At 64.5% G+C, this 21,248-nt stretch carries 21 protein-coding genes; 5 read left to right on the top strand and 16 right to left on the bottom strand.

Going from position 1 to position 21,248, the window contains the following annotated elements:
* Positions 1 to 4 precede the first annotated feature (4 nt).
* The 3 genes from sufB to CSC67_RS18700 form a co-directional block, all read right to left on the bottom strand.
* Entirely contained in the window at positions 5 to 1,453 is a 1,449-nt protein-coding gene (sufB, locus tag CSC67_RS18690; RefSeq protein WP_118995972.1) for a Fe-S cluster assembly protein SufB, read from the bottom strand.
* 48 nt (positions 1,454 to 1,501) lie between these two features.
* Entirely contained in the window at positions 1,502 to 1,969 is a 468-nt protein-coding gene (locus CSC67_RS18695; protein ID WP_118995973.1) for an SUF system Fe-S cluster assembly regulator, read from the bottom strand.
* A 129-nt stretch (positions 1,970 to 2,098) separates the two neighbouring features.
* On the bottom strand, positions 2,099 to 3,895 hold the full coding sequence (locus CSC67_RS18700) for an ABCB family ABC transporter ATP-binding protein/permease (protein WP_118995974.1): 1,797 nt from the start codon (positions 3,893 to 3,895) through the stop codon (positions 2,099 to 2,101).
* 87 nt (positions 3,896 to 3,982) lie between these two features.
* Between CSC67_RS18700 and CSC67_RS18705 the strand changes: the two genes are divergently transcribed.
* On the top strand, positions 3,983 to 4,501 hold the full coding sequence (locus CSC67_RS18705; RefSeq protein ID WP_118995975.1) for a sigma-70 family RNA polymerase sigma factor: 519 nt from the start codon (positions 3,983 to 3,985) through the stop codon (positions 4,499 to 4,501).
* Positions 4,498 to 5,562: an anti-sigma factor domain-containing protein gene (locus CSC67_RS18710; RefSeq protein ID WP_118995976.1), complete on the top strand. Its 1,065-nt coding sequence runs from the start codon at positions 4,498 to 4,500 to the stop codon at positions 5,560 to 5,562. Before CSC67_RS18705 ends, CSC67_RS18710 begins: the two co-directional genes overlap by 4 nt.
* 66 nt (positions 5,563 to 5,628) lie before the next feature.
* Here the strand turns inward: CSC67_RS18710 and CSC67_RS18715 are convergent, their stop codons facing one another.
* From CSC67_RS18715 to CSC67_RS18765, 11 genes are all read right to left on the bottom strand, one after another.
* The gene (locus CSC67_RS18715; protein WP_118995977.1) at positions 5,629 to 6,420 is read right to left on the bottom strand and encodes a ferritin-like domain-containing protein; all 792 of its coding nucleotides are present in this window, start codon (positions 6,418 to 6,420) and stop codon (positions 5,629 to 5,631) included.
* On the bottom strand, positions 6,420 to 6,812 hold the full coding sequence (locus CSC67_RS18720; RefSeq protein WP_118995978.1) for a MerR family transcriptional regulator: 393 nt from the start codon (positions 6,810 to 6,812) through the stop codon (positions 6,420 to 6,422). Before CSC67_RS18720 ends, CSC67_RS18715 begins: the two co-directional genes overlap by 1 nt.
* 77 nt (positions 6,813 to 6,889) lie before the next feature.
* Positions 6,890 to 7,216 (bottom strand): integration host factor subunit alpha, encoded by a 327-nt coding sequence (locus CSC67_RS18725; protein WP_118995979.1) that lies wholly within the window; start codon positions 7,214 to 7,216, stop codon positions 6,890 to 6,892.
* Positions 7,217 to 7,230: 14 nt separating this feature from the next.
* A complete protein-coding gene (pheT, locus tag CSC67_RS18730) occupies positions 7,231 to 9,645 on the bottom strand; it encodes a phenylalanine--tRNA ligase subunit beta (RefSeq protein ID WP_118995980.1) in 2,415 nt (804 codons plus the stop codon).
* A gap of 46 nt (positions 9,646 to 9,691) precedes the next feature.
* Positions 9,692 to 10,714 carry a phenylalanine--tRNA ligase subunit alpha gene (gene pheS, locus CSC67_RS18735; protein ID WP_118995981.1) on the bottom strand — a complete coding sequence of 341 codons (1,023 nt, stop codon included), beginning with the start codon at positions 10,712 to 10,714 and terminating at the stop codon, positions 9,692 to 9,694.
* Positions 10,715 to 10,789: 75 nt separating this feature from the next.
* Positions 10,790 to 11,149, bottom strand: a complete 360-nt coding sequence (gene rplT / locus CSC67_RS18740) for a 50S ribosomal protein L20 (protein WP_118995982.1) — start codon at positions 11,147 to 11,149, stop codon at positions 10,790 to 10,792.
* 22 nt (positions 11,150 to 11,171) lie between these two features.
* Positions 11,172 to 11,369, bottom strand: coding sequence for a 50S ribosomal protein L35 (gene rpmI / locus CSC67_RS18745; protein ID WP_118995983.1), 198 nt, complete (start codon positions 11,367 to 11,369; stop codon positions 11,172 to 11,174).
* Between the two features lie 313 nt (positions 11,370 to 11,682).
* Positions 11,683 to 13,203 carry a YifB family Mg chelatase-like AAA ATPase gene (locus CSC67_RS18750; protein WP_118995984.1) on the bottom strand — a complete coding sequence of 507 codons (1,521 nt, stop codon included), beginning with the start codon at positions 13,201 to 13,203 and terminating at the stop codon, positions 11,683 to 11,685.
* Positions 13,204 to 13,358: 155 nt separating this feature from the next.
* Positions 13,359 to 14,750, bottom strand: coding sequence for a nucleobase:cation symporter-2 family protein (locus CSC67_RS18755; RefSeq protein ID WP_209304352.1), 1,392 nt, complete (start codon positions 14,748 to 14,750; stop codon positions 13,359 to 13,361).
* A gap of 100 nt (positions 14,751 to 14,850) precedes the next feature.
* The gene (locus tag CSC67_RS18760; protein WP_245220291.1) at positions 14,851 to 15,906 is read right to left on the bottom strand and encodes an apurinic/apyrimidinic endonuclease family protein; all 1,056 of its coding nucleotides are present in this window, start codon (positions 15,904 to 15,906) and stop codon (positions 14,851 to 14,853) included.
* A 19-nt stretch (positions 15,907 to 15,925) separates the two neighbouring features.
* Positions 15,926 to 16,993, bottom strand: coding sequence for an aromatic ring-hydroxylating dioxygenase subunit alpha (locus CSC67_RS18765; RefSeq protein ID WP_245220292.1), 1,068 nt, complete (start codon positions 16,991 to 16,993; stop codon positions 15,926 to 15,928).
* A gap of 177 nt (positions 16,994 to 17,170) precedes the next feature.
* Between CSC67_RS18765 and CSC67_RS18770 the strand changes: the two genes are divergently transcribed.
* Positions 17,171 to 18,088, top strand: coding sequence for a LysR family transcriptional regulator (locus tag CSC67_RS18770; protein WP_118995987.1), 918 nt, complete (start codon positions 17,171 to 17,173; stop codon positions 18,086 to 18,088).
* A 70-nt stretch (positions 18,089 to 18,158) separates the two neighbouring features.
* On the opposite strand, the gene CSC67_RS18775 is transcribed toward CSC67_RS18770, so the two are convergent.
* Positions 18,159 to 18,419 (bottom strand): accessory factor UbiK family protein, encoded by a 261-nt coding sequence (locus CSC67_RS18775; protein ID WP_118995988.1) that lies wholly within the window; start codon positions 18,417 to 18,419, stop codon positions 18,159 to 18,161.
* Positions 18,420 to 18,545: 126 nt separating this feature from the next.
* The gene (locus CSC67_RS18780; protein WP_118995989.1) at positions 18,546 to 18,953 is read right to left on the bottom strand and encodes a hypothetical protein; all 408 of its coding nucleotides are present in this window, start codon (positions 18,951 to 18,953) and stop codon (positions 18,546 to 18,548) included.
* 569 nt (positions 18,954 to 19,522) lie between these two features.
* Between CSC67_RS18780 and CSC67_RS18785 the strand changes: the two genes are divergently transcribed.
* Positions 19,523 to 19,861, top strand: coding sequence for a P-II family nitrogen regulator (locus tag CSC67_RS18785; protein ID WP_118995990.1), 339 nt, complete (start codon positions 19,523 to 19,525; stop codon positions 19,859 to 19,861).
* Positions 19,862 to 19,872: 11 nt separating this feature from the next.
* The gene (locus tag CSC67_RS18790) at positions 19,873 to 21,099 is read left to right on the top strand and encodes an ammonium transporter (protein WP_118995991.1); all 1,227 of its coding nucleotides are present in this window, start codon (positions 19,873 to 19,875) and stop codon (positions 21,097 to 21,099) included.
* Positions 21,100 to 21,248: the final 149 nt, after the last annotated feature.

Consider the following 21,248-nt stretch of genomic DNA (forward strand, 5'->3'; position numbering starts at 1 on the left):
CTCCTTAGCCGACGCTGCCTTCAAGGCTGACGCCCAATAATTTCTGTGCTTCCACCGCGAACTCCATGGGCAGCTCTTTGAAGACCTCTTTGCAGAAGCCGTTCACGATCATCGACACCGCATCCTCGGCCGACAAGCCGCGCTGCATCGCATAGAACAGCTGGTCCTCGCTGACCCGCGATGTGGTGGCCTCGTGCTCGACGTGGGCGCTGGGGTTCTGCGCCTCGATGGTCGGAAACGTATGGGCAGCACATTCCTTGCCTATCAGCAGCGAGTCGCACTGCGTGTAGTTGCGCGCGTTCTCGGCCTTAGGCGTGACGCGCACCAGGCCCCGGTAGGTATTGCTGCCGTGGCCCGCGGAGATGCCCTTGGAGATGATGGTGCTGGAGGTGTTGCGGCCCATGTGGATCATCTTGGTGCCGGTGTCGGCCTGCTGGCGATGATTGCTCAGGGCCACGGAATAGAACTCGCCCACTGAATCGTCGCCGCGCAGCACCACGCTCGGGTATTTCCAGGTAATGGCCGAACCGGTTTCCACCTGGGTCCACGAAATGCGCGAACGGGCGCCGCGGCAATCGCCGCGCTTGGTGACGAAGTTGTAGATGCCGCCCTTGCCGTCCTTGTCGCCCGGATACCAGTTCTGCACCGTCGAGTACTTGATCTTGGCGTCGTCCAGCGCAACCAGTTCGACGACCGCGGCGTGAAGCTGGTTCTCGTCCCGCATGGGCGCGGTGCAGCCTTCGAGATAGCTGACGCTGGCGCCCTCTTCGGCAATGATGAGCGTGCGTTCGAACTGCCCGGTATCGCGCGCATTGATGCGGAAATACGTGGACAGCTCCATCGGACATCGCACCCCCTTGGGTATGAACACGAAGGAGCCGTCCGAGAACACCGCCGAGTTGAGCGCGGCGTAGAAATTGTCGCCGGGCGGCACCACCGTGCCCAGGTACTTGCGCACCAGTTCCGGATGCTCTTGCACCGCCTCGGAGAAAGAACAGAAGATGACTCCGACCTCGGCCAGCTGCTTGCGAAAGGTGGTGGCCACCGACACCGAGTCGAACACGGCATCGACCGCGACGCCCGCCAGGCGCGCGCGCTCGTGCAGCGGCACGCCCAGCTTCTCGTAGGTGCGCAGCAGTTCGGGGTCGACCTCGTCCAGGCTCTTGGGGCCGTCGGCCTTGCTCTTGGGCGCGGAATAATAGACGATGTCCTGGAAGTCGATGGGCGGAAAGTGAACCATGGCCCACTCGGGGGTTTCCATCTCGAGCCAGCGCCGATAGGCCTGCAGCCGCCATTCCAGCATGAACTCCGGCTCGCGCTTGCGGGCCGACAACTGCCTGATGGTTTCTTCGTTCAGGCCTTTGGGCAAGGAGACGGACTCGACTTCGGTCACGAAGCCCGCTTCGTACTCGCGATCGAGAAACGATCCGATGTTGGGAGAAGCATTATCCATTTGATATCCCTCTAGAGAAAGCGCGCCGCGCGCGCATCGTCAAACCATTCAAACGACCGGTTGCCTGCGCACCACGGCCTGCGCTCCGCCGGAGCGGGAAAGCGGCATCGGCTGGGGTCGCGCCATGTCGGCCACCGAGACGTCCTCGAGCGTGCGCCGCACGATGGCGTTGATGCGCTGCCAGTTCTCGCGCAGCGTGCAGCCGGTTTCGAAATCGCAGCTTCCGGGGATGGCCGTGCACTCCGTCAGCCCGAAGGGCTGATCTTCGAGCGCGTCGATGACCTGGGCGATCGATATCTCGCTTGCGGGACGCCCCAGGGCATAGCCGCCCTGCACGCCGCGCACGCTGCGCACCAGGCCGTGCCGGCCCAGCAGCTTCAGTACCTTGCTGACGGTGGGAGGATTGAGGCCCAGGGCCCTGGCCAGCTCGGACGCGCTGCAGAGGCGTTCGGGGCAGCCGGCCATATAGGTAAGCACCAGGGTGCCGTAATCCATGATCTTGCTGATGCGCAACATGATGGGCTCCAATCAATGTCTCGATGGCGGGCAGCTCGTACCCGGCTTTTTCCACCGTTTCGTATACCGTACCTCTGCGGTACTGTATCAGTCAAGCATGACCCTACGGGCGATGGGGTTGCAACAGGCTCAACCTGAAGAAATCTCGTCGTCCCCCGCCTGCTGCAGCATCCACATCTGCGCATAGCGCCCTCCCTGCAGCAGCAACTCGCGATGCGAGCCCTGCTCGATCACCCTGCCGTGGTCCAGCACCAGGATCTCGTCGGCGTCCACCACCGTCGACAGGCGGTGCGCGATGATCAGGGTCGTGCGGTCTCGGGCGATCTGGCGCAACTCGTCCTGGATGGCCCGTTCGGTGCGGGTGTCCAGCGCGCTGGTCGCCTCGTCCAGGACCAGTATGGGCGGGTTCTTCAGCAGCGTGCGCGCGATCGCCACGCGCTGCTTCTCGCCGCCCGACAGCTTCAGGCCTCGTTCCCCCACCTGCGTGTCATAGCCTTCGGGCAGGCTCATGACGAAATCATGGATGCGGGCCGCCCTGGCTGCCTCGACGATGTCCTCGCGGCTGGCGTCCGGATTGCCGTAGGCGATGTTGTACAGGATGGTGTCGTTGAACAGCACCGTGTCCTGTGGAACGATGCCGATATGGCGCCGCAGGCTCGCCTGTTCGAGATCGCGGACGTCGATGCCGTCGACCTCGATCGCGCCTTCCGTCACGTCATAGAAGCGGAACAGCAGGCGCGACAAGGTCGACTTGCCCGCGCCGGAGGCGCCCACCACCGCCAGGCTGTGGCCGGCGGGAATCTCGAAGCTGACATCGAACAATATCTGGCGGTTCAGCTCGTAGCCGAAGTCCACGTGTTCGAATCGCACCGAGGCGCTGCGTGTATTCAGCACTCGCGCCGAAGGCTTGTCGGCCACTTCCAGGTTCTGGTCCAGCAAGCCGAACATGCGCTCCATGTCGGCCAGGGCATGCTTGATCTCGCGATAGACGAAGCCCAGGAAGTTCAATGGCGCATACAGCTGCGTGAGATAGGCCGAGACCAGCACCACGTCGCCCACCGTCATGGTCTGTTCGACCACGCCGCTGGCGGACAGCCACAGCAAGGCCGTGACGCCCACCGTGATGATGACCCCCTGCCCCATGTTGAGCAGGTTGAGCGACACCTGGTTCTTGACCGCCGATTCGACCCAGCGGTTCAGGTTGCGATCGTAGCGGTCCAGTTCATAGGCTTCGTTGCCGAAATACTTGACTGTCTCATAATTGAGGATCGCGTCGATGGCCTTGCTGTTGGCCTGGCTGTCCAGGTCGTTCATGCTGCGCCGGTACACCATGCGCTTCTCGGTCACCAGCAGCGTAAAGACAATGTACGAGGCGATGGTGCCCAATGTCACCAGCGCAAACAGAAGGTCGTAGCGCCACAGCAATATCGCCGCCACCATGCCTATCTCGAGCAAGGTCGGCAGCACATTGAACACCATGAAGTTCAGCAGGAAGCCGATGCCCTTCGTGCCGCGCTCGATGTCCCGGCTCAGCCCGCCGGTCTGGCGCTGCAGATGAAACCGCATCGACAGCGCAAAAAGATGCTCGAACAGGCGCGTGGCGATGCGCCGGATCGAGCCCTGCGTGACGCGTGCGAAAAGCGCGTCGCGCAATTCGCCGAACACGCTGGTGGCCAGCCTGGCAAAGCCATAGCCCAGCAGCGCGGCCACAGGCAGCACCAGCAGGGTCTGCGGCAGGCTCAGGCCATCGACCAGTTCCTTGAGATAGAGCGGCGTGATCACGCTGGCGACCTTGGCCGCGATCAGACAGGTCATGGCGAACACGACACGCCACTTGAACTGCCATACGAAGGGAAGAAGCGAACGTATCGTCTTGATGTCGTCGCGATTGGAAGGGGCCGGGCCCCGGTAGTGGATTCTGCTCATGAACAATGATGAAAAATGAAGGGCTGCGCACGGCGGCGCAGGCAACACCTTATACAATAAACCCGCAATCAAGAAACCGGAGAACTCATGGTCGATTCGTCCTTCGACTACCACGCCGCGCTGTCCGCCTGCGCGCAAGGCGATCCCGCGGCGCTGCAGCGGCTGTACGCCCAGGAAGCCCCACGCATGCTGGCCCTGGCCAACATCATGCTGGGCGACCAGGCCGCCGCGCAAAACGCCGTCCATGACGCCTTCGTGCTGGTGTGGAAGAATGCCGGCAGCTACGATTCGCGCACCGGCAGCGCCCGCGCCTGGATCTACAGCATCATGCGCTACCGCACCCTGAGCATGCTGCGGCGCAGCCCGGCGCCGGCCGCCTCCGCGCCGGTCACGCCCAGCGTCCTGCCTGCTCATGAAGACGGTGCCGCCGGCGTGGCGGCGGCGCTGCAGCAGCAGCCCGACGGCTCTCGCAAGCCAGTCCTGATGGCCTTCTACAACGGCATGAATTACTCCGACATCGCCGCCCGGCTGGGATGTTCGGTGGCGGAGCTGCGCAATCGCGTGCGCTCCTGCCTGCGCGCCTTGCGGGAGTGCGAACCGGCATGACTGCGCTGCATCACAAAGACGATTTTTTCATCGCCGAATATACCCTTGGCCTGCTCGATCCGGACGAAGTCGCGCAAGCCCACTCCTTGCTTGGGGCGGACGACAACGCCGTGGTATCGGCCCTGCAATGGGAAGCCCGGCTGCTCGAACTGACCGACGCGCTCACCCCGCTGAATCCTCCCGGCGCGCTGCTGGGCCGCATTCAGGACACCCTGGGCCTGCCGCGCAGCGTCCCCGCGGCGCCACCGCGGCCCGCACCCGAGCCGGCGGCCCGGCCCGCCCGCGCGCCTGCTCCGCCGCCATCGGCGCCGCCCGCCTCCACCGCGCAATCGGGGATGGCCATGGACTTCGAACCCCGGCTCATCAGGCCGGACGCCGCCTCGAAGCCCCCGGAGGCCGCCCGGCCGCCCCGATCCGCGCGCCCGGCGGAAGCGCCCGGCGCCGCCACCGCCCGCCGTGAAGCTCCGGCCGTTTCCGACGCGCCGGCACCCGAACCCGCAAGGGTGCGCGCCGCGCCGCCGGATCCCATCGAGGCCTTCAGGCCCGAGGCCGGCGCACGTGTCCCGTCCCGACGGGCGATCTGGCGCAGCCTGTGGTTCTGGCGCGCCCTCAGCGCGGCCCTGGCGATACTCGCCGCCGTGCTGGTGCTGCCCAAGGACACCTTCAAGCACGATCCCGCGCTGAGCGCCTCGCTTCAACCGCCCACGGCGCCGGCGCCCAAGATCGTCCAGATCGCCATCATGCAGGCGCCGGGCCTCAGCTCCACTCCGGGCTGGGTCTTGACGGTGGACAGCCGGCAGAATCTCGTCCTGGCGCCCCAGGTGGACATCGTCGTGCCCGAATCGGAATCCGTGTACTTATGGACCTACACCGAGCAATCGCCTCATCCGCGGCTTCTGGGCGTGGTCGACCCCGCCCGCTCACTGACCCTGCCCGTGGACGTGACCGGCGAAGTCAGACCCGGGCAGATCTTTGAAATGACCCAAGAGCCCAGCATCGCCCCGCCCCAAGAGCCCGACGGGCCGATACTGTTCATCGGACGCACGGTCAGTCTCGGTTGAGGGCCTTCGCATCTTTTGCAGGCGGAACTCCCTCGTCAGGCCGGCCGCCTTTCCCGCGGCGGCGCTTCAGTGCGGAGCGGCCGCATCCTGCTCTTGCAAGGCTTGCAACTCCGCTTCGCTGAACCCCGCCTGGCGGCGGGCCTGCATATTGAAAGGGCCACGCAGGCGCGGCGCGCGATAATGCCGCGCCAGATCGCGGTACTGCGCCACCGGATCGAGCCCGCGCTGCCGGCACAAATGCCCATACCATTTGTTGCCTATGGCCACATGCCCGATCTCGTCGCGCAGGATCACGTCCAGGATGGCCGCTGCCTGCTCGTCGCCCGCCTCGGCCAGCTTGGCGCGGATCGGCGGCGAGGCATCCAGTCCCCGCGCTTCGAGCGTGCGCGGCACCAGGGCCAGGCGCGCCAACAGGTCGTCCGAGGTGCGCTGGGCCATCTCCCACAGGCCGTCATGGGCCGGAAAATCACCGTACTCGTGGCCCATGCCGCGCAGATGGCCGGCCAGCAGGCTGAAGTGATGGGCCTCCTCGCGCGCCACGCGCAGCCAGTCGTGATAGAACCGCGCGGGCATGCCGGCAAAGCGCCAGACGATGTCCAGGGCGAGATTGATGGCGTTGAATTCGATATGGGCCAATGAGTGGATCAGCGCCGCCCTGCCCGCCGCGGTGTGCGCGGAACGCTGCTTGACCTTGAACGGCCCCACCAGTTCGGGGCGGGCCGGACGCCCCGGTATGCCGGGCGGTTCGGCCGCGCGCCACGCCGCGTCCACGTTCTGCGATGAATCGATGGCGGCCACGGCCGCCACCTTGTCGGCCGGCGCCTGGCAAAGCAGCGCCGCCAGGGCTTGCGCCCGCATCAGTTGCCGCCGGAGGCGCCCAGAACCTGAGCCAGTTCGTCGCGCGCGGCCTGCAGTTCGGCTCGCAGCGTCTGCAGTTCGTGGCCGCTGAGGCGTACCGCGGCCTCTTGGTCGAAAGGCGCCTGGGCGTCGCCCAGGCGATTGCGCGCCCCGCTGATGGTAAAGCCCTGCTCGTAAAGCAGGTCGCGTATGCGGCGGATGAGCAGGACTTCGTGATGCTGGTAGTAGCGGCGATTGCCGCGCCGCTTGACCGGCTTGAGCTGCGTGAACTCCTGTTCCCAGTACCGCAGTACATGCGGCTTGACGCAACACAGCTCGCTGACCTCGCCGATGGTGAAATAGCGCTTGGCCGGAATCGGCGGCAAGGTGACGGAAGTTTCAGTGGAACTCATGGGCGGAAGTTATGTGGTTTTGATGGCGGGGCTCGATCGGGACGAACCGGCGCGAAGGCGCGGCCGGCTTTCGCAGCTCAGTCGGACTGGCGCTGCGGGGCGGCCCCGGCCTGTTCGACCACGCTTTTGAGCTTCTGGCTGGCGTGGAAAGTAACAACGCGCCGGGCTTCGATGGGAATCACTTCTCCGGTCTTGGGATTGCGGCCCGGGCGCGGCGGCTTGTCGCGCACCTGGAAATTGCCGAAACCCGACAGCTTGACTTCGGTTCCGCGCGCCAGGCATTCGCGGATCTCTTCGAAGAAGGTGTCGACGATGTCTTTGGCTTCCCGTTTGTTCAGCCCCACCCGCTCGAACAGCAGCTCGGCCAGTTCGGCCTTGGTCAAGGTACGCGAGTCTGAGTTCATACTTGATAAGCTCCTTAAGCGCGCTGGCGCGCCCCGTGGGCGTCGACGAGCGCCTGCAGCAACCGGTTCATGCATTGCTCGACCCGGGCGTCATCCAGAGTGACCTGGTCGTCCTGCAGCCAGAACCGCAGCGCCATGCTCTTGTCGCCGCCTCCGGCCGCCTGGGCGGGATCGCGCCATACGTCGAACAGCCTGATGTCCTGGATAATGCCAAGAGTAGCATCAGATTCAATGGTTTGGGTAAGCGTGTTCAGTAAATCCTGATACAAGACGTTGGCGCCGACCCAGAAAGCCAGGTCGCGCACGACCACGGGCTGGCGCGAAAGCTCGCGCGGATGAGGCATGAGCTGGGTTTCGATGGCCTGTACGTCCACTTCGAACACCACGGGCGCATGCGCCAGGTCGGCCTGCTGTATCAGGCGCGGGTGCAGTTCGCCTATCCAGCCCACGGCCCGCCCTTCCAGCACCAGGCGGGCGCTGCGGCCGGGATGCAGGGCCGGATGCTCGGCCGACTCGCAGCGCAAGTGCGCGGCGCGCCCTCCCAACAGAGTCTCGACATCCTTCTTCACATCGTAGAAATCGACCTGGCGTGTGGGAACGCCCCACTGCTCTTCCAGGGCGGGCCCCCAGGCGGCGCCGGCCAGGCGCTGCGGCTGCGCCACTCCCGCGACCGCAAGCTCGCCGTTACGCACCGAGGCGTCACGGTAAAAGACGCGGCCCAGCTCGAATACACGCACCCGAGGCTGCTTGCGGTTGGCGTTGTGACGGATGTTGTCCACCAGGCCGGCGATCAGGCTCGAGCGCATGACCGCAAGCTGGCTGGCGATGGGATTGAGCAGGCGGATGGGATCGGCGTTGCCGGCGTACTCGCGCTCCCAGTCTTCCTGGACGAAGGAGAAATTGACGACCTCTTGATAGTCCATGGCGGCCATGGCATGGCGCAAGGCGTGGGGTCCGCGCAGATTCTCGGCGTCGACGCGCATCCGGGCGCGCGCGCGCGGCGGCTCGTCCGGTAGGCGCTCGAAGCCGTAGATACGCGCCACCTCTTCGATCAGGTCCTCTTCGATTTCGATGTCGAAACGGTACGAGGGCGGCACCACGCTGAAGATGCCGTCCCGGCATTCCCACGACAGGTCGAGGCTGTCGAAGATGCGCTCGACCTCGGCCTGTTCGACCGGCACGCCCAGCACGCGATGGCAGCGCTGCAGGCGCATCTGCACCGGCTTGCGCTCGGGCAGATTGATCACCTGGTCGTCGATGGGGCCTGCCTTGCCGCCGCAGACCTGCAGAATCAGGCTGGTGATGCGCTCGAGGTCGCGCACCACGTTCTGGAAATCGACGCCGCGCTCGAAGCGATGGCTGGCTTCCGAACTGAATTTATAACGGCGGGCCTTGCCCATGATGGCGTCGGGCCACCAGAACGCCGCTTCGACGTAGATGTCCGTGGTGTCGAGCGTCACGGCGGTGGCTTCGCCGCCCATGATGCCGGCCATGCTTTCTACGATCTCGCCCGCGGCGATGATGCCCACGTCGGGGGCGAGTTCCACCGTCTGGCCATTGAGCAACTCGAGCTTCTCGCCCTGTTTCGCCCAGCGCACCGTCAGGCCGCCCTGTATGCGCTGCAGATCGAAGACATGGGTCGGACGGCCCAGTTCCAGCATCAGGTAGTTGGAAATATCCACCAGGGCAGAGACGGAGCGCTGGCCGGCCCGCTCGAGCCGCGCCACCATCCAGTCCGGCGTCCTGGCGCGCGCGTTCACCCCCCGGATGACGCGCCCGCCGAAGCGGCCGCACAGGTCGGGCGCCTGCACGTCGACCGGCAGGCGGTCATCGATCTCGACCGCTGCCGGCGCGGCCTCGGGCAAGGCCAGCGGCGCGCCGGTCAGGGCCGCCACCTCTCGCGCCACGCCCAGGATGGACAGGCAATCGGCCCGGTTGGGCGTGAGCTTGAGGGTGAACAGCGTGTCGTCCAGATCGAGCGCCTCGCGCAGCGATTGGCCGACCGTGGCGCCCGCGTCCAGTTCGAGCAGCCCGGCGTGGTCCTGCGACAGGCCCAGTTCGCGCGCCGAGCACAGCATGCCGAAGGACTCGACCCCGCGCATCTTGGCTTTGCCGATCTTCATGCCGCCGGGCAGCACGGCGCCCAGGCGCGCCAGGGGAACCTTCAGGCCGGCGGCCGCATTGGGCGCGCCGCAGACGATCTGCAGCGGCTGGCCGGAACCGTCGTCCACGCGGCACACACGCAGCTTGTCGGCGTCGGGATGCTTCTCGACGTCGACGATATGGGCCACCACGATGCCGCTGAAAGGCGGCGCGACCGGCTCGGTTTCTTCCACTTCGAGACCGGCCATGGTCAGGCGATGGGACAGTTCGTCGGTGGACAGGTCGGGATTAACGAACGTGCGTAGCCAAGATTCCGGGAATTGCATGATGTATTGTCAGATCCGTTTGCAACGGCTGGCGTCCAGACGGCGCTCAGCGATTGAATTGACGCAGGAAGCGCAAGTCGCCTTCGAAGAACTGGCGCAGGTCGTTGACGCCATGGCGCAGCATGGTCAGGCGTTCGAGCCCCGATCCGAAGGCAAAGCCGATATAGCGTTCGGGGTCGAGGCCGAAGTTGCGCACCACCTGGGGATGCACCTGCCCCGAACCCGAGATCTCGAGCCAGCGTCCCTGGTTGGGGCCCGAAGAGAACATCATGTCGATTTCGGCCGAGGGCTCGGTGAAGGGAAAGAAAGAGGGGCGAAAGCGCACTGACAGTTCGTCGGTCTCGAAGAAGGCGCGCAGGAAATCCGTGTAGACGCCCTTGAGATCGGCAAAGGAGATGTCCTCGGCGATCCACAGGCCTTCGACCTGGTGGAACATGGGCGAATGCGTGGCATCGCTGTCGACGCGGTAGGTGCGGCCCGGCGCAATGACCTTGATCGGCGGCTTGTTCATGCGCGCATAGCGCACCTGCATGGGGCTGGTGTGCGTGCGCAGCAACAGCGGCAGCCCGCTTTCATCCTTCATGTCCACGTAGAAGGTGTCCTGCATGGACCGGGCGGGATGGTTCTCGGGATTGTTCAGGGCGGTGAAGTTGGTCCAGTCGTTCTCGATTTCAGGCCCCTCGACCGAGTCGAAGCCGATCGACGCGAAGATGGCCTGCACCCGCTGCCATGTCTGGATGACGGGATGGATGCCGCCGGCTCCCCGGCCTCGACCGGGCAGGGTCACATCGATGGTTTCGGCGGCCAGGCGCTTGTCCAGTTCGGCCTGTACAAGCTCGGCGCGGCGCTGGTTGAGCAGCCCTTCGATCTGCTGCTTGACCTGGTTGATGCGTCCGCCCTGCTCGCGCTTTTGTTCCGGGTCGAGCTGGGCCAGCCCCTTGAGCAAGGCGGTAAGCGCGCCCTGCTTGCCCAGAAAGCGCGCCTTGGCGTTCTCGAGCGCGGCCGGGTCGGCGGCCTGGGCGAAGAGTTCTTTTGCCTGGGATATCAGGTCATCAGCCGGTAAGGTCATGGATCATCGCTTCCAAAAGCAAACGGAGCCCACAAAGAGCCCCGTTCGCAGCAACACAATATCGTGATCGGCGGCTTAGGCAGCCAGAGCGGCGCGCGCCTGGGCGACGACGGCGGCGAAGCCCGCCTTGTCGTTCACCGCCATGTCGGCGAGCACCTTGCGATCCAGTTCGATAGAGGCCTTCTTGGTACCGGCGATGAAGGCGCTGTACGTGATGCCCAGTTCGCGGCAGCCGGCATTGATGCGGGTGATCCACAGAGCGCGGAAAGTGCGCTTCTTGTTGCGGCGGTCGCGGTAGGCGTACTGGCCGGCCCGCATGACCGCCTGTTTGGCGATGCGGAAGACGTTGCCGCGGCGACCGCGGTAGCCTTTGGCGGCACTGATGACTTTCTTATGACGGGCGCGGGCGGTAACGCCGCGTTTTACGCGTGGCATGGTAGGGAATCTCCGTTAGTGATCAAGCAAAAGGCATCATGGCCTTGACCGAGGCGACGTCGGCTTTATGCACGGCCGCCGAACCGCGCAGATGGCGCTTGTTCTTGGTGGTCTTCTTAGTAAGGATATGGCGCTTGAACGCCTGTCCGCGCTTGATGGATCCGCTACCACGAACCACGAAGCGCTTGGCAGCGCCTCGCTTGGTCTTCATTTTTGGCATGATAAAACTCTGTTGTGATTTATGGCCGCAGGTGGCTTGCCCGCTAAGGCAGCACTTGACAAACCCACCGGGGTAACTCGGCCTGGACAGCAAAAAGCCGCTGCCAAGGCATCGCCCCGTTTTTAGCCATTTTTTGGGTTTCTTCCCGACTTGCAAAAGGTGCGCAACTGGGAAAAGCCCTTGATTATAAGATAATTCTTGGCCTTTTGCATAGGGATCGCCGCCCTGTGCATGACCGCCATGGCGTGCAAGCGCCAGCAGGCTGCGGTGGCGCCGGGCCTGGAGCAAGCGGTGGGCGTCTCGCAATAGGCGGTCAGCCCCAGGGCTGCCGATAGCGGGCCGCCTCCGCCAGGTGGCCGCCGTCGATCGAATCTTCTTCCGCCATGTCGGCCAGCGTGCGCGCCACGCGCAGCACGCGATGCACCACCCGGGCGGACCAGCTCCAGCGCCGCATGGCCTCGCGCAGCAGCGAGCGCGCATCGTCCTTCAGGCCGCAGTGGCGTTCTATGGCTTCGACGTCCAGCTTGGCGTTGAGGCCGGACTGCCTTTCAAGCTGTCTTGCGCGGCAGCGCTCCACCCTGGTCCGTATGGGCCCGGACGCCTCGCCGGGAGGCGCGTCCAGCCAATCAGCCTCGGCCGCCGGCAGGCTGATCTGCAGATCGATGCGGTCGAGCAGCGGTCCCGAGATGCGGCCGCGGTATTTGTCGATGCGATCGGGCGTGCAGGCGCATCGCATGCGGGCATGGCCCAGCCAGCCGCAGGGGCAAGGATTCATGGCCGCGACGAGTTGGAACTCGGCGGGAAATTGCAAGGTCACGCTGGCTCTGGCTATGGATACGCAGCCGGTTTCGAGCGGTTCGCGCAAGGCCTCGAGCACGTGGCGCTGGAATTCGGGCAGCTCGTCCAGAAAGAGCACGCCGTGGTGGGCCAGGCTGATTTCGCCGGGCTTGGGACGCGCTCCTCCGCCCACCAGCGCGGGCATGGAGGCCGAATGATGCGGCGCCCGAAATGGCGCCAATGAGCTGAAGCGCGGCTCTTTGCCGCCGACACTGGCCAGCGCGGCCACCTCGAGGGACTGTGGGTCGCTCAGCGCCGGCAAAAGGCCCGGCAGGCGATGTGCAAGCATGCTTTTGCCCGCGCCCGGCGGGCCCGACATCAAGAGGCTATGCCCGCCGCAGGCCGCTATTTCGAGCGCCCGGCGCGCAGCCGGCTGGCCTCGCACCTCGGACATGCAGGCCAATGGCGGGTGCTGAACCGCCCACGGCGACGCCGCCGCCGGCGCGAGGGGATCGCCGCCGCAAAAATGCTCGACGACATCGCGCAGGCAGCCTGCCGCCAAAACCCGCAGCCCGGGCACGTGGGCGGCCAGCCCGGCGCAAGCGACCGGCAGCACCAGGGCCGCGCCGGGCTGGCTGCGGGCGACGGACAGCGCAATGGCCAGCGGCGCCGCCACCGGCACCACGGCTCCGGTGAGGGAAAGCTCGCCCGCGAATACATATCCGTCCAGCTCCGGAGGCGCCCCGCCGCCTCGAGCCGCCGGCGCGGCGATCTGGCCCGAGGCCGCCAGCACGCCGAGCGCGATGGACAGGTCGAAGCGCCCGGACTCCTTGGGCAGGTCGGCCGGCGCCAGGTTCACCGTGATGCGGCCGGCGGGAAACTCGTAGCCGCTGCTGATGATGGCCGAGCGCACCCGCTCGCGGCTTTCGCGCACCCCGGTGTCGGGCAGGCCGACCAGGCCGAAGGAAGGAAGACCGGGGCCCACGTGCACCTCGACCCGGACGGCAAAGCCTTGCAGTCCGCACAGCGCCTGGCTGGCCAATACCGCTAAGGACATGGACGCATACTCCGCTGCAATGATGATGAGCGGCAGTATGCGGCAGGAATGCTTTCAGGCGGACCACCGCCGGATGAAGTTGCCCATCCGTAGTAGTCCGCCCGAGTCTATCGGCCGGCTTGCACCTGTCCCGCACAAAACCGACCGGCGCTGAATCAGCCTCCCACCTTCTTGGCGATGGTGTCTTCCGCCAGCGAGCCCTGGTAGCCGTTGAGGAAGAGGTTGAGCAGCAGGGCCGTGACCGCGGCAAGGACGATGCCGCTGTGCGTGAACGCCGACATCCACTGGGGCAAGGCGCTGAACACCTTGTCGTTGACCATGGGGATCATGCCCACGACCACGCTGACGGCGACGATGAACAGATTGTGGCGGCTCTCGTCCCGCTTGTAGTCAACGCCGGCCAGCATCTTGATGCCGGTGGCGGCCACCATGCCGAACATGACGATGCCCGCGCCGCCCAGCACGGCCTGCGGAATCAGGGCGAACATGAGGGACAGCTTGGGAAACAGCGCCAGCACGATCATGATGACGCCGGCCGTGGCGCAGACCCAGCGGCTCTTGACGCCGGTGACACCTACCAGGCCGACGTTCTGCGAGTACGTGACATAGGGAAAGGTATTGAAGACGCCGCCGATGAAAGTGCCCAGGCCGTCGACCCTCAAGCCGCGCGTCACGTCCCGAGACGTCACCTTCTTGCCGACCATTTCGGCCACCGCCAGCATCATGCCCGTGGTTTCGACCATGACCACGATCATGACGATGGACAAGGCGACGATGGGTGCGATATGGAACTCCGGGGCGCCGAAATGAAAGGGCGCGATGAATTCGAACCAATGCGCCTGGCCCACTCGCGAGAAATCGACCCTGCCCAGCAGCGCCGTCACGATGAACCCTATGACGATGCCCAGCAGCACGGCGATGTTGCGCAGGAAGCCGCGTGCATACTTGTTGATGGCAATGATGGCGAACAACACCAAAAACGTGATGCCCAGGTTGACGGGGTCACCCGCGTTGGGCCCGCGGCCCGCCACCCAGCCCACGCCGACCGGAATGAGATTGAGCCCCGTGACCGTAATGACCGTGCCCGTGACCACCGGCGGGAAAAGCTTGGTCATGCGGCCCACCAGCGGAGCCAGGAGCATGGTAATGACGCCCGCGGCAATGATCGCGCCGAACATGCCGCGCAAGCCTATGTCGGGACTGGACACCATCGCCATCATCGGCGGCACGGCGGCGAAGGTGCAGCCCATCATGAGCGGCAGGCGGATGCCGAACTTCCATATTCCGACGGACTGGATGAAGGAAGCGATGCCACAGACAAAAAGATCGGCGCTGATCAACAGCCCGATCTCCTCGGTGGAAAGCCCTGCCGCGCCTCCTATCAATATGGGTACCGCGATGGCGCCGGCATACATCACCAGCACGTGCTGCAAGCCGAAAAAGAAAAGCCTGTTGGCCGGCAGCACCTCATCCACCGGCGCCACCTTGGGCTGCTGCCCCGCTTGCTCGGCCATGCCGGCCCGGGTCCCACTGGCAATTGCTTCCATAATGATCCTCCTTGTTGCGCCGGCCCGCTCTTCATGGCGGAGCTCGTCGCGTCTTGTCTCGGGTAGTGGTGTTTTTTTGGTGTTTGCTATGCGTCGGCGGTCAAGCTCCTTCCTGTGCCAGGGCCGATTCGCGCGCCGCATATTCGCGTTCGAGCTCGTCGTATGTCCGGCGAATGAATCGGCCCACGGCGACGCTGCTTTCGAACGTGTCGTAGCAAACTCCCAGGCCATAGTCCGGCAGGTTGATGTAGTCGACGGTCATCAGCTCGAGCGGGCTGTCGTCATGCTCGAAGTGATGGCGCAAGGTCTTTCGCACCACTTCCTTCGTGGGCTCGAGCAGATAGGCGTGCCATTCGTCATACCATTCGCCTTTTCGAGGCCGAACGAAAGGATACTGCACGCCTCGTCCCGGCTTGCCGTCGTCTCCTTTGGCCCATATGTTCTTGGGTCCGTTCGGCACGGCGGGCCGGTTCTGCTGCCACCAGACCATGTTCATGGACAGCCACTCGTCCGCCAGATTGCCTTCTTCGAACGGGTCGAGCACCACTTTGCCGGCCGCCACATCTTCGCGTATGCCGGAAATGTCCTGTTCTTCGGGATTGCCGATCTTGAATATGCAGTGGCTGTAGTCCATGACGAAATTGAAGCGCACCCCCCGGCCACGCACTTTCTCGGCAACCGCCGAGACGCGCCGGAAATCTTCCGACCACATCAGGATGTGCACTTCGAAGCCGATCTCGACCCGGTACCGCTGGCCCAGCTCATAGGCGCGCAGATACAGATCGACCACTTCCTCGTCGCTGACCACATGGCCGTCGGCATGGTGGGTCAGCACCATCATGTTGTGATAGCGCACGCCGGTGGCGGCGCAATTGACGAGATGGCCCTTGAGCACCTTGAGCGGTTCCTCGCCGATGCGGTAGGTCCAGGCCGAGCCCCATACCGGGAAGTCGTATTTCTCGACCGCCCGTATGTAGTCGTCCACCTTGTCGCTCAGGGGCAGCCGATCGAAGAAGTCGAACACGCCCGACTCAACGACCATGCGAAACTGGGTGTCGACCGGCAGCTCCTGCAGTGAAACAGGATTGGACGGGCTGGAATTCTGCACGCCCCGCCCGGCACAGCCCAGCTTGACGCGCCGGTCCTTCCTTTGCATGTGCATGTCTTCCTCTTCCTCAAGCCACGGTCGCCGCGACGGCGCCGCTCTGGGTTTCTTTGATCAGCTCCATATACCAGCGCCGGTAGGCCAGCGTCACGGCATCGGCGCCGCCCACCGGCAGCTCCAGCCGGACTTCCTCGCCCACCATGGGTGCCAGCTTTGGCTGCTGGGACTCGATGACGGGCTTGTCCTGTTCGAGCACGACGCGCTCGAAATCGAGCAGGAAGTCGTCGTTCTCGGGCTCGGTGGCGAAATCGCGGGCGATCCACCAGAAGCTTCGCGTCTTGACGGCGGAAATGGGCGAGGCGGCCATCATCAGCACATAATGCTTGCCGTTCTCGAAACTGCGACGCAGGTGCACGGTGTGCGGCATGGTGACGCGATAGGAATTGGCCACGGCGATCCAGTCGTCGCCTTCGATGCCCAGCATCTTACGCTTCTGGCCCACGCTGGGCTCTTTGATCGGAGGGCGCTCGAAACGAAGGACATGCCCCTCGCGCCACGGCTCGACCGTGTCCACTTCGGGTCTGGAGCGGCTGCCGATGCTGCCATCGTGCACAAAGGCGAAATGCGAGAAGTCAACGAAGTTCTCGAGCCGCCGCGGCGCGCTGGTTTCCCAGTCGTAGGCCGGCCCCTGCTGCAGGCGGTAGGCGGGATCGTCGAACTCGGGAAAATCGGGCACCGGGAATTTCGGCTCGGGGTCCAGACAGACCCATACGATGCCCGCGGACTCGCACACATGGAAGGCGGGGATGCGCGGCTTCATCACCGCCACCATTTCGTTGCGGGCGGGAATCCGCGTACAGTGGCCGGCCGCGTCGTAGCGCCAGCCATGATAGGGACATTCGAATTGCCCGTCGACGATCATGCCGACCGACAGGGCCGCGCCTCGATGGGCGCAGCGGTCGGCCAGCGCCACCACGCGGCCCTCGATGCGCGCCAGCACAATATGCTGGTCCAGCAGGGTGACCTGCATGGGCTTGTCGGCCACCTCCGACGAATAAGCCACCGGATGCCAGAACCGGTGCATGGTCAGGTACAAGGGATGGCGGCTGTAGTCGCGCGCTTCGGATTCGATTTTCACTGCTGCGTCCTCCGTTCTCATTGCTCTTGCTGATCGCGCCGCCGCCAAGCCATGCTCCTGCAAAGCACATGCGTCCCGCTCGCGATCCGTTTTTTTATTAAATAGGAAGCCAACTCATCACACAAATTGTTAATTTCGATAGACTTATAGAAAATTACGATAAATCTAGGAGGCAATATGGATCTGACCCTGCGCCAATTGCGCGCCTTCATCCTGGTGGCGCAGACCGGCCAGTTCACTCAGGCGGCCCAGCATATGCACATCACGCAATCAGCGCTCAGCACCTTGATCAAAGAGCTGGAAGCCGCCGTGGGCCTGCGGCTGTTCGACCGCCATACGCGCATGGTCCAATTGACCGAAGCGGGCATGCGCTTTCATCAAGAGGCCGACAAGACCTTGCGAAGCCTGGACAGCGCCGTGGCAGACCTGCACGACCTGGCCTCGCTGAGGGCCGGCCGCGTGCGCGTGGTGGCGTCTACCGTCATTTCGTCGGGCCTGCTGGCCAGGGCGTTCAAAGAGTTCAAGGAACTGCATCCCAATATGCAGTTCGTCCTGCATGACGTGGCCGAGGAAGACATCATGCGCATGGTATTGTCGGGCAGCGTGGATTTCGGCATCGGCACGTCGAACGAGCTGGAGCATGGCCTGGACGAAGAGCATTTGTTCGACGACCGCTTCATTGCCTTGTTCGATCAGAACCATCCCTTGGCACAGCGCCGGCGCATCGCCTGGTCTGAACTGCAGGGGCTGCCCTTCATCGCCCTGGCGTCCAAAAGCCCGATCCGCAAGCTCATCGACAACGCGGTGCAAAGAGCCGGCCTGCGGCTCAATATCGTCAACGAGGTTTCATTCGCCACCACCGTGCTCAGCCTGGTCGGCGCGGGAATCGGCGTCAGCGTGCTGCCCATGAACAATCATCCCTCGCTGCCGGCCTTCCAGGTGCACGGCAGCCGGCTGGTCGATCCGGTCATTACACGCAAGATATCCATCTTCAAGCCCGGCCATCGGGCGTTGTCGCCGGCGGCACAAGCCTTTGCGCGCTTTCTGCACGACTATGTAAAGCGAAGGGACTGGGCGCCCGCGCCCGTGCTCTAGGGCTGTTGACGCTAAAGGGGCAGCCGCACCGGCCGGTGTCGCAGGCGGGCGCTGCGGGCTGGCCTGCGCCCTATTCCTGCGGCGGCGCACCGAGGCTGGCCGAAGTCTCCAGGGCCTGCACCTTTGCTTCCAGCACCGCGATCCGGGCCAGGGCCCGTTCCAGCAGCTCGGACTGGGTATCGAACTCTTCGCGCGTGATCAGGTCCAGCCGCGAGAAAGTCTGCGCCATCATCGCCTTGACGTTGCGCTCGATGTCGGCCGCGGGGCTTTTTGCGATCAGCTCGGAGATGTTTTTTTGGAATTCTTCAAAAAAATCGCTGCGGTTGGCCATGATGCGCTCCAGGAAAAATAATCGGATTCGAAACTACCCCTAGTTTAATTAAATTCGGACGGCCCAGAATAAAAACAGGCGGGCCGCTGAAGGCGGCCCGCCTGTTTCTTCATGCGCCTGAACGGCTTAGTTGGACGATCCGTTGCCAACCTTGTCCTGGATGGCGGCATCGGCCTTGGCGGCGCCGTCCGCAACGGCCTGGCGGGCGCGTTCGGCCGCATCCGCGGCGTCGGCCTTCAGTTCGCTGCCCTTGGCGGCAAGGGTAGTGCCCGCGGAGCTCAACGAATTATCGGCGCCGTCGGTAGAACCGGTGTCGTTCATCGAGTTGCTGGGGGCGGGAGTGGCGGGAGCCGGCGTGGCCGGGGTGCCGGTATCCGGTTGCGCATCAGGCGTCATCGGATCGGCGGGCGCGGCGGCCGGCGGGGTGCCGGTATCGGCCGGCGGTGCGTTGTCGTCCTCGTTCGAGCATGCAGCCAGCAAGCTGACGGAAGCGGCCATGGCCAGAACAGCAACGTAGGTACGGGTTTTCTTCATGGATTTCCTCACTTTGTCCAGAGTCGCGGTTTTGATTGACACTGATCCCGGTGCGACTAGCGGTTCAGTAGCGAGCTTGTAACAACTGGCTTGGTTACAAGTCTATCCACCGATTCGGGAAACCACCTAAAGCTAGTGTAAATCGTGATTACAGCGGTCGCTGGCGAAACAGCCTCTCATTTGCGCCTCGAACCGCGCCGACACAGCATCCGCGGCCGCCGCCGGTCCTTTCGTCGGCATACATCAGGACACAAAACCCGCACGCCATCCACCTCTTGTTACACCGCTTGGGCCCCTTCGCGACAATCACGCAAATTGCACCGCCATGGTCCTCGACGCACCACAACGGGGCAGCGGAAACGCCCGGACGCGACATTCATGATGTCTGGGGTCCTACAGCCGCCATGCGGCCGGAAACCCTGGACCATGTCCCGGGCGGCTGCCCGCGCGCCCCGCGACCGCGACATCCAGTATTTGCACCGGGTTCGACGCAGGCCTGCCTCGGCTGAAAAAACTGGCATGGATGTTGCGTTCAGCCAAGAGCCACCCTTTGAAAAGGACCACCTCACATGAAACTCATCACCGCGATCATCAAGCCGTTCAAGCTCGACGAAGTGCGCGAAGCCCTGGGCGCGATCGGCATCCAGGGCATGACCGTAAGCGAAGTCAAGGGCTTCGGCAGGCAAAAGGGCCACACCGAACTGTACCGGGGCGCGGAATACACCGTCGATTTTCTGCCCAAGCTGCGCATCGACATGGCCGTCTCCGAAGCCATGCTCGAACAGGCGATCGAAACGCTGTGCGCGGCGGCCCACACGGGCAAGATCGGCGACGGCAAGATCTTCATCACCCCTCTTGAACAGGCCGTGCGCATCCGCACCGGCGAATACGACGACGCGGCGCTATAGGAGTTCACAACATGGATAAAGCGGATTTTGTTTGGGTGAGCGTTTCCACCGCTCTGGTGCTTTTGATGGTCGTGCCCGGCCTGGCTCTGTTCTATGGCGGCCTGGTGCGCGCCAAGAATGTGCTGTCGGTGCTGGCTCAAGTGCTGAGCGTGTTCTGCCTGGCGATCATCCTGTGGTTCGTCTACGGCTATTCACTGGCCTTTACCGAAGGCGGCGCGCTGATCGGCGGCTTCTCGCGCGTGCTGTTCAGCGGCATGGCCGACCTGAGCACCATGAATTTCGAGCTGGCGGGCAGCATCCCGGAACTGGCTTTCGCCGCTTTCCAGGCCACGTTCGCCGGCATCACCTGCGCCCTCATCGTGGGCGGCTTTGCCGAGCGCGCTCGCTTCGGCGCGGTGCTGCTGTTCACGGCGCTTTGGCTCACCTTCGCCTACCTGCCCATCGCCCACATGGTGTGGGCCCCCGGGGGCTGGCTGTTCGAGCGCGGGGCTCTGGACTTCGCCGGCGGCACCGTGGTCCACATCAATGCCGGCGTCGCCGGCCTGGTCGGCGCCTACTATGTCGGCAAGCGCCTCGGCTACGGGCAGGAAGCCATGCCGCCGCACAACCTGCCCCTGACCATGGTCGGCGCTTCATTGCTGTGGATGGGCTGGTTCGGCTTCAATGCCGGTTCGGCCCTGGGCGCGAACGAAACCGCCGCCCTCGCCTTCTTCAACACGCTGCTGGCGACCGCCGCCGCGGTACTGGCCTGGACCGTCGTGGAGTGGCTGGACAAGGGCAAGCCCTCTTTGCTGGGCGGGGTGTCCGGCGCCGTGGCCGGCCTGGTGGGCATCACGCCCGCTGCGGGCCTGGTGGGACCGGGCGGCGCGCTGATCATCGGCGTGGTCACCGGCGCGGCCTGCGTGTGGGGCGTCAACGGCCTCAAGCGCCTGCTGCGCGCGGACGACGCGCTGGACGTGTTCGGCATCCACGGGGTGGGCGGCATCGTGGGCGCAATGCTGACGGGTCTGTTCAACGCCCAGGCGCTGGGCGGCCCCGGCCTGGCCTCGATGAGCGAGGTGCCTCATCAGCTGTGGATACAGCTGGAAGGCATCCTGATCACCGTCGTATGGTGCGGAATCGTGTCGTGGCTGGCCTATCTGATCGCGGACAAGCTTTGCGGCCTGCGCGTCAACATTGACGCGGAACGCCAGGGGCTGGACGTTCACGAACACGGGGAGACGGCTTATCAGCGTTGATGCTGTCGTTATAAGGTAATACGCCCCAAAGGCCGGATTGGCGTCCGGCTTTTGGGGTTTGGTTTTTGAGGACGGATCGTGTTTGAGTTCTTAACGTAGGCCTTGGTTTCTTGTCGGTTCGTGTTTGGGTTCTTGAGCGCTGCCGAAGG

The organism is Pusillimonas caeni (assembly GCF_003545815.1).
Lineage (GTDB): Bacteria > Pseudomonadota > Gammaproteobacteria > Burkholderiales > Burkholderiaceae_B > Pusillimonas > Pusillimonas caeni.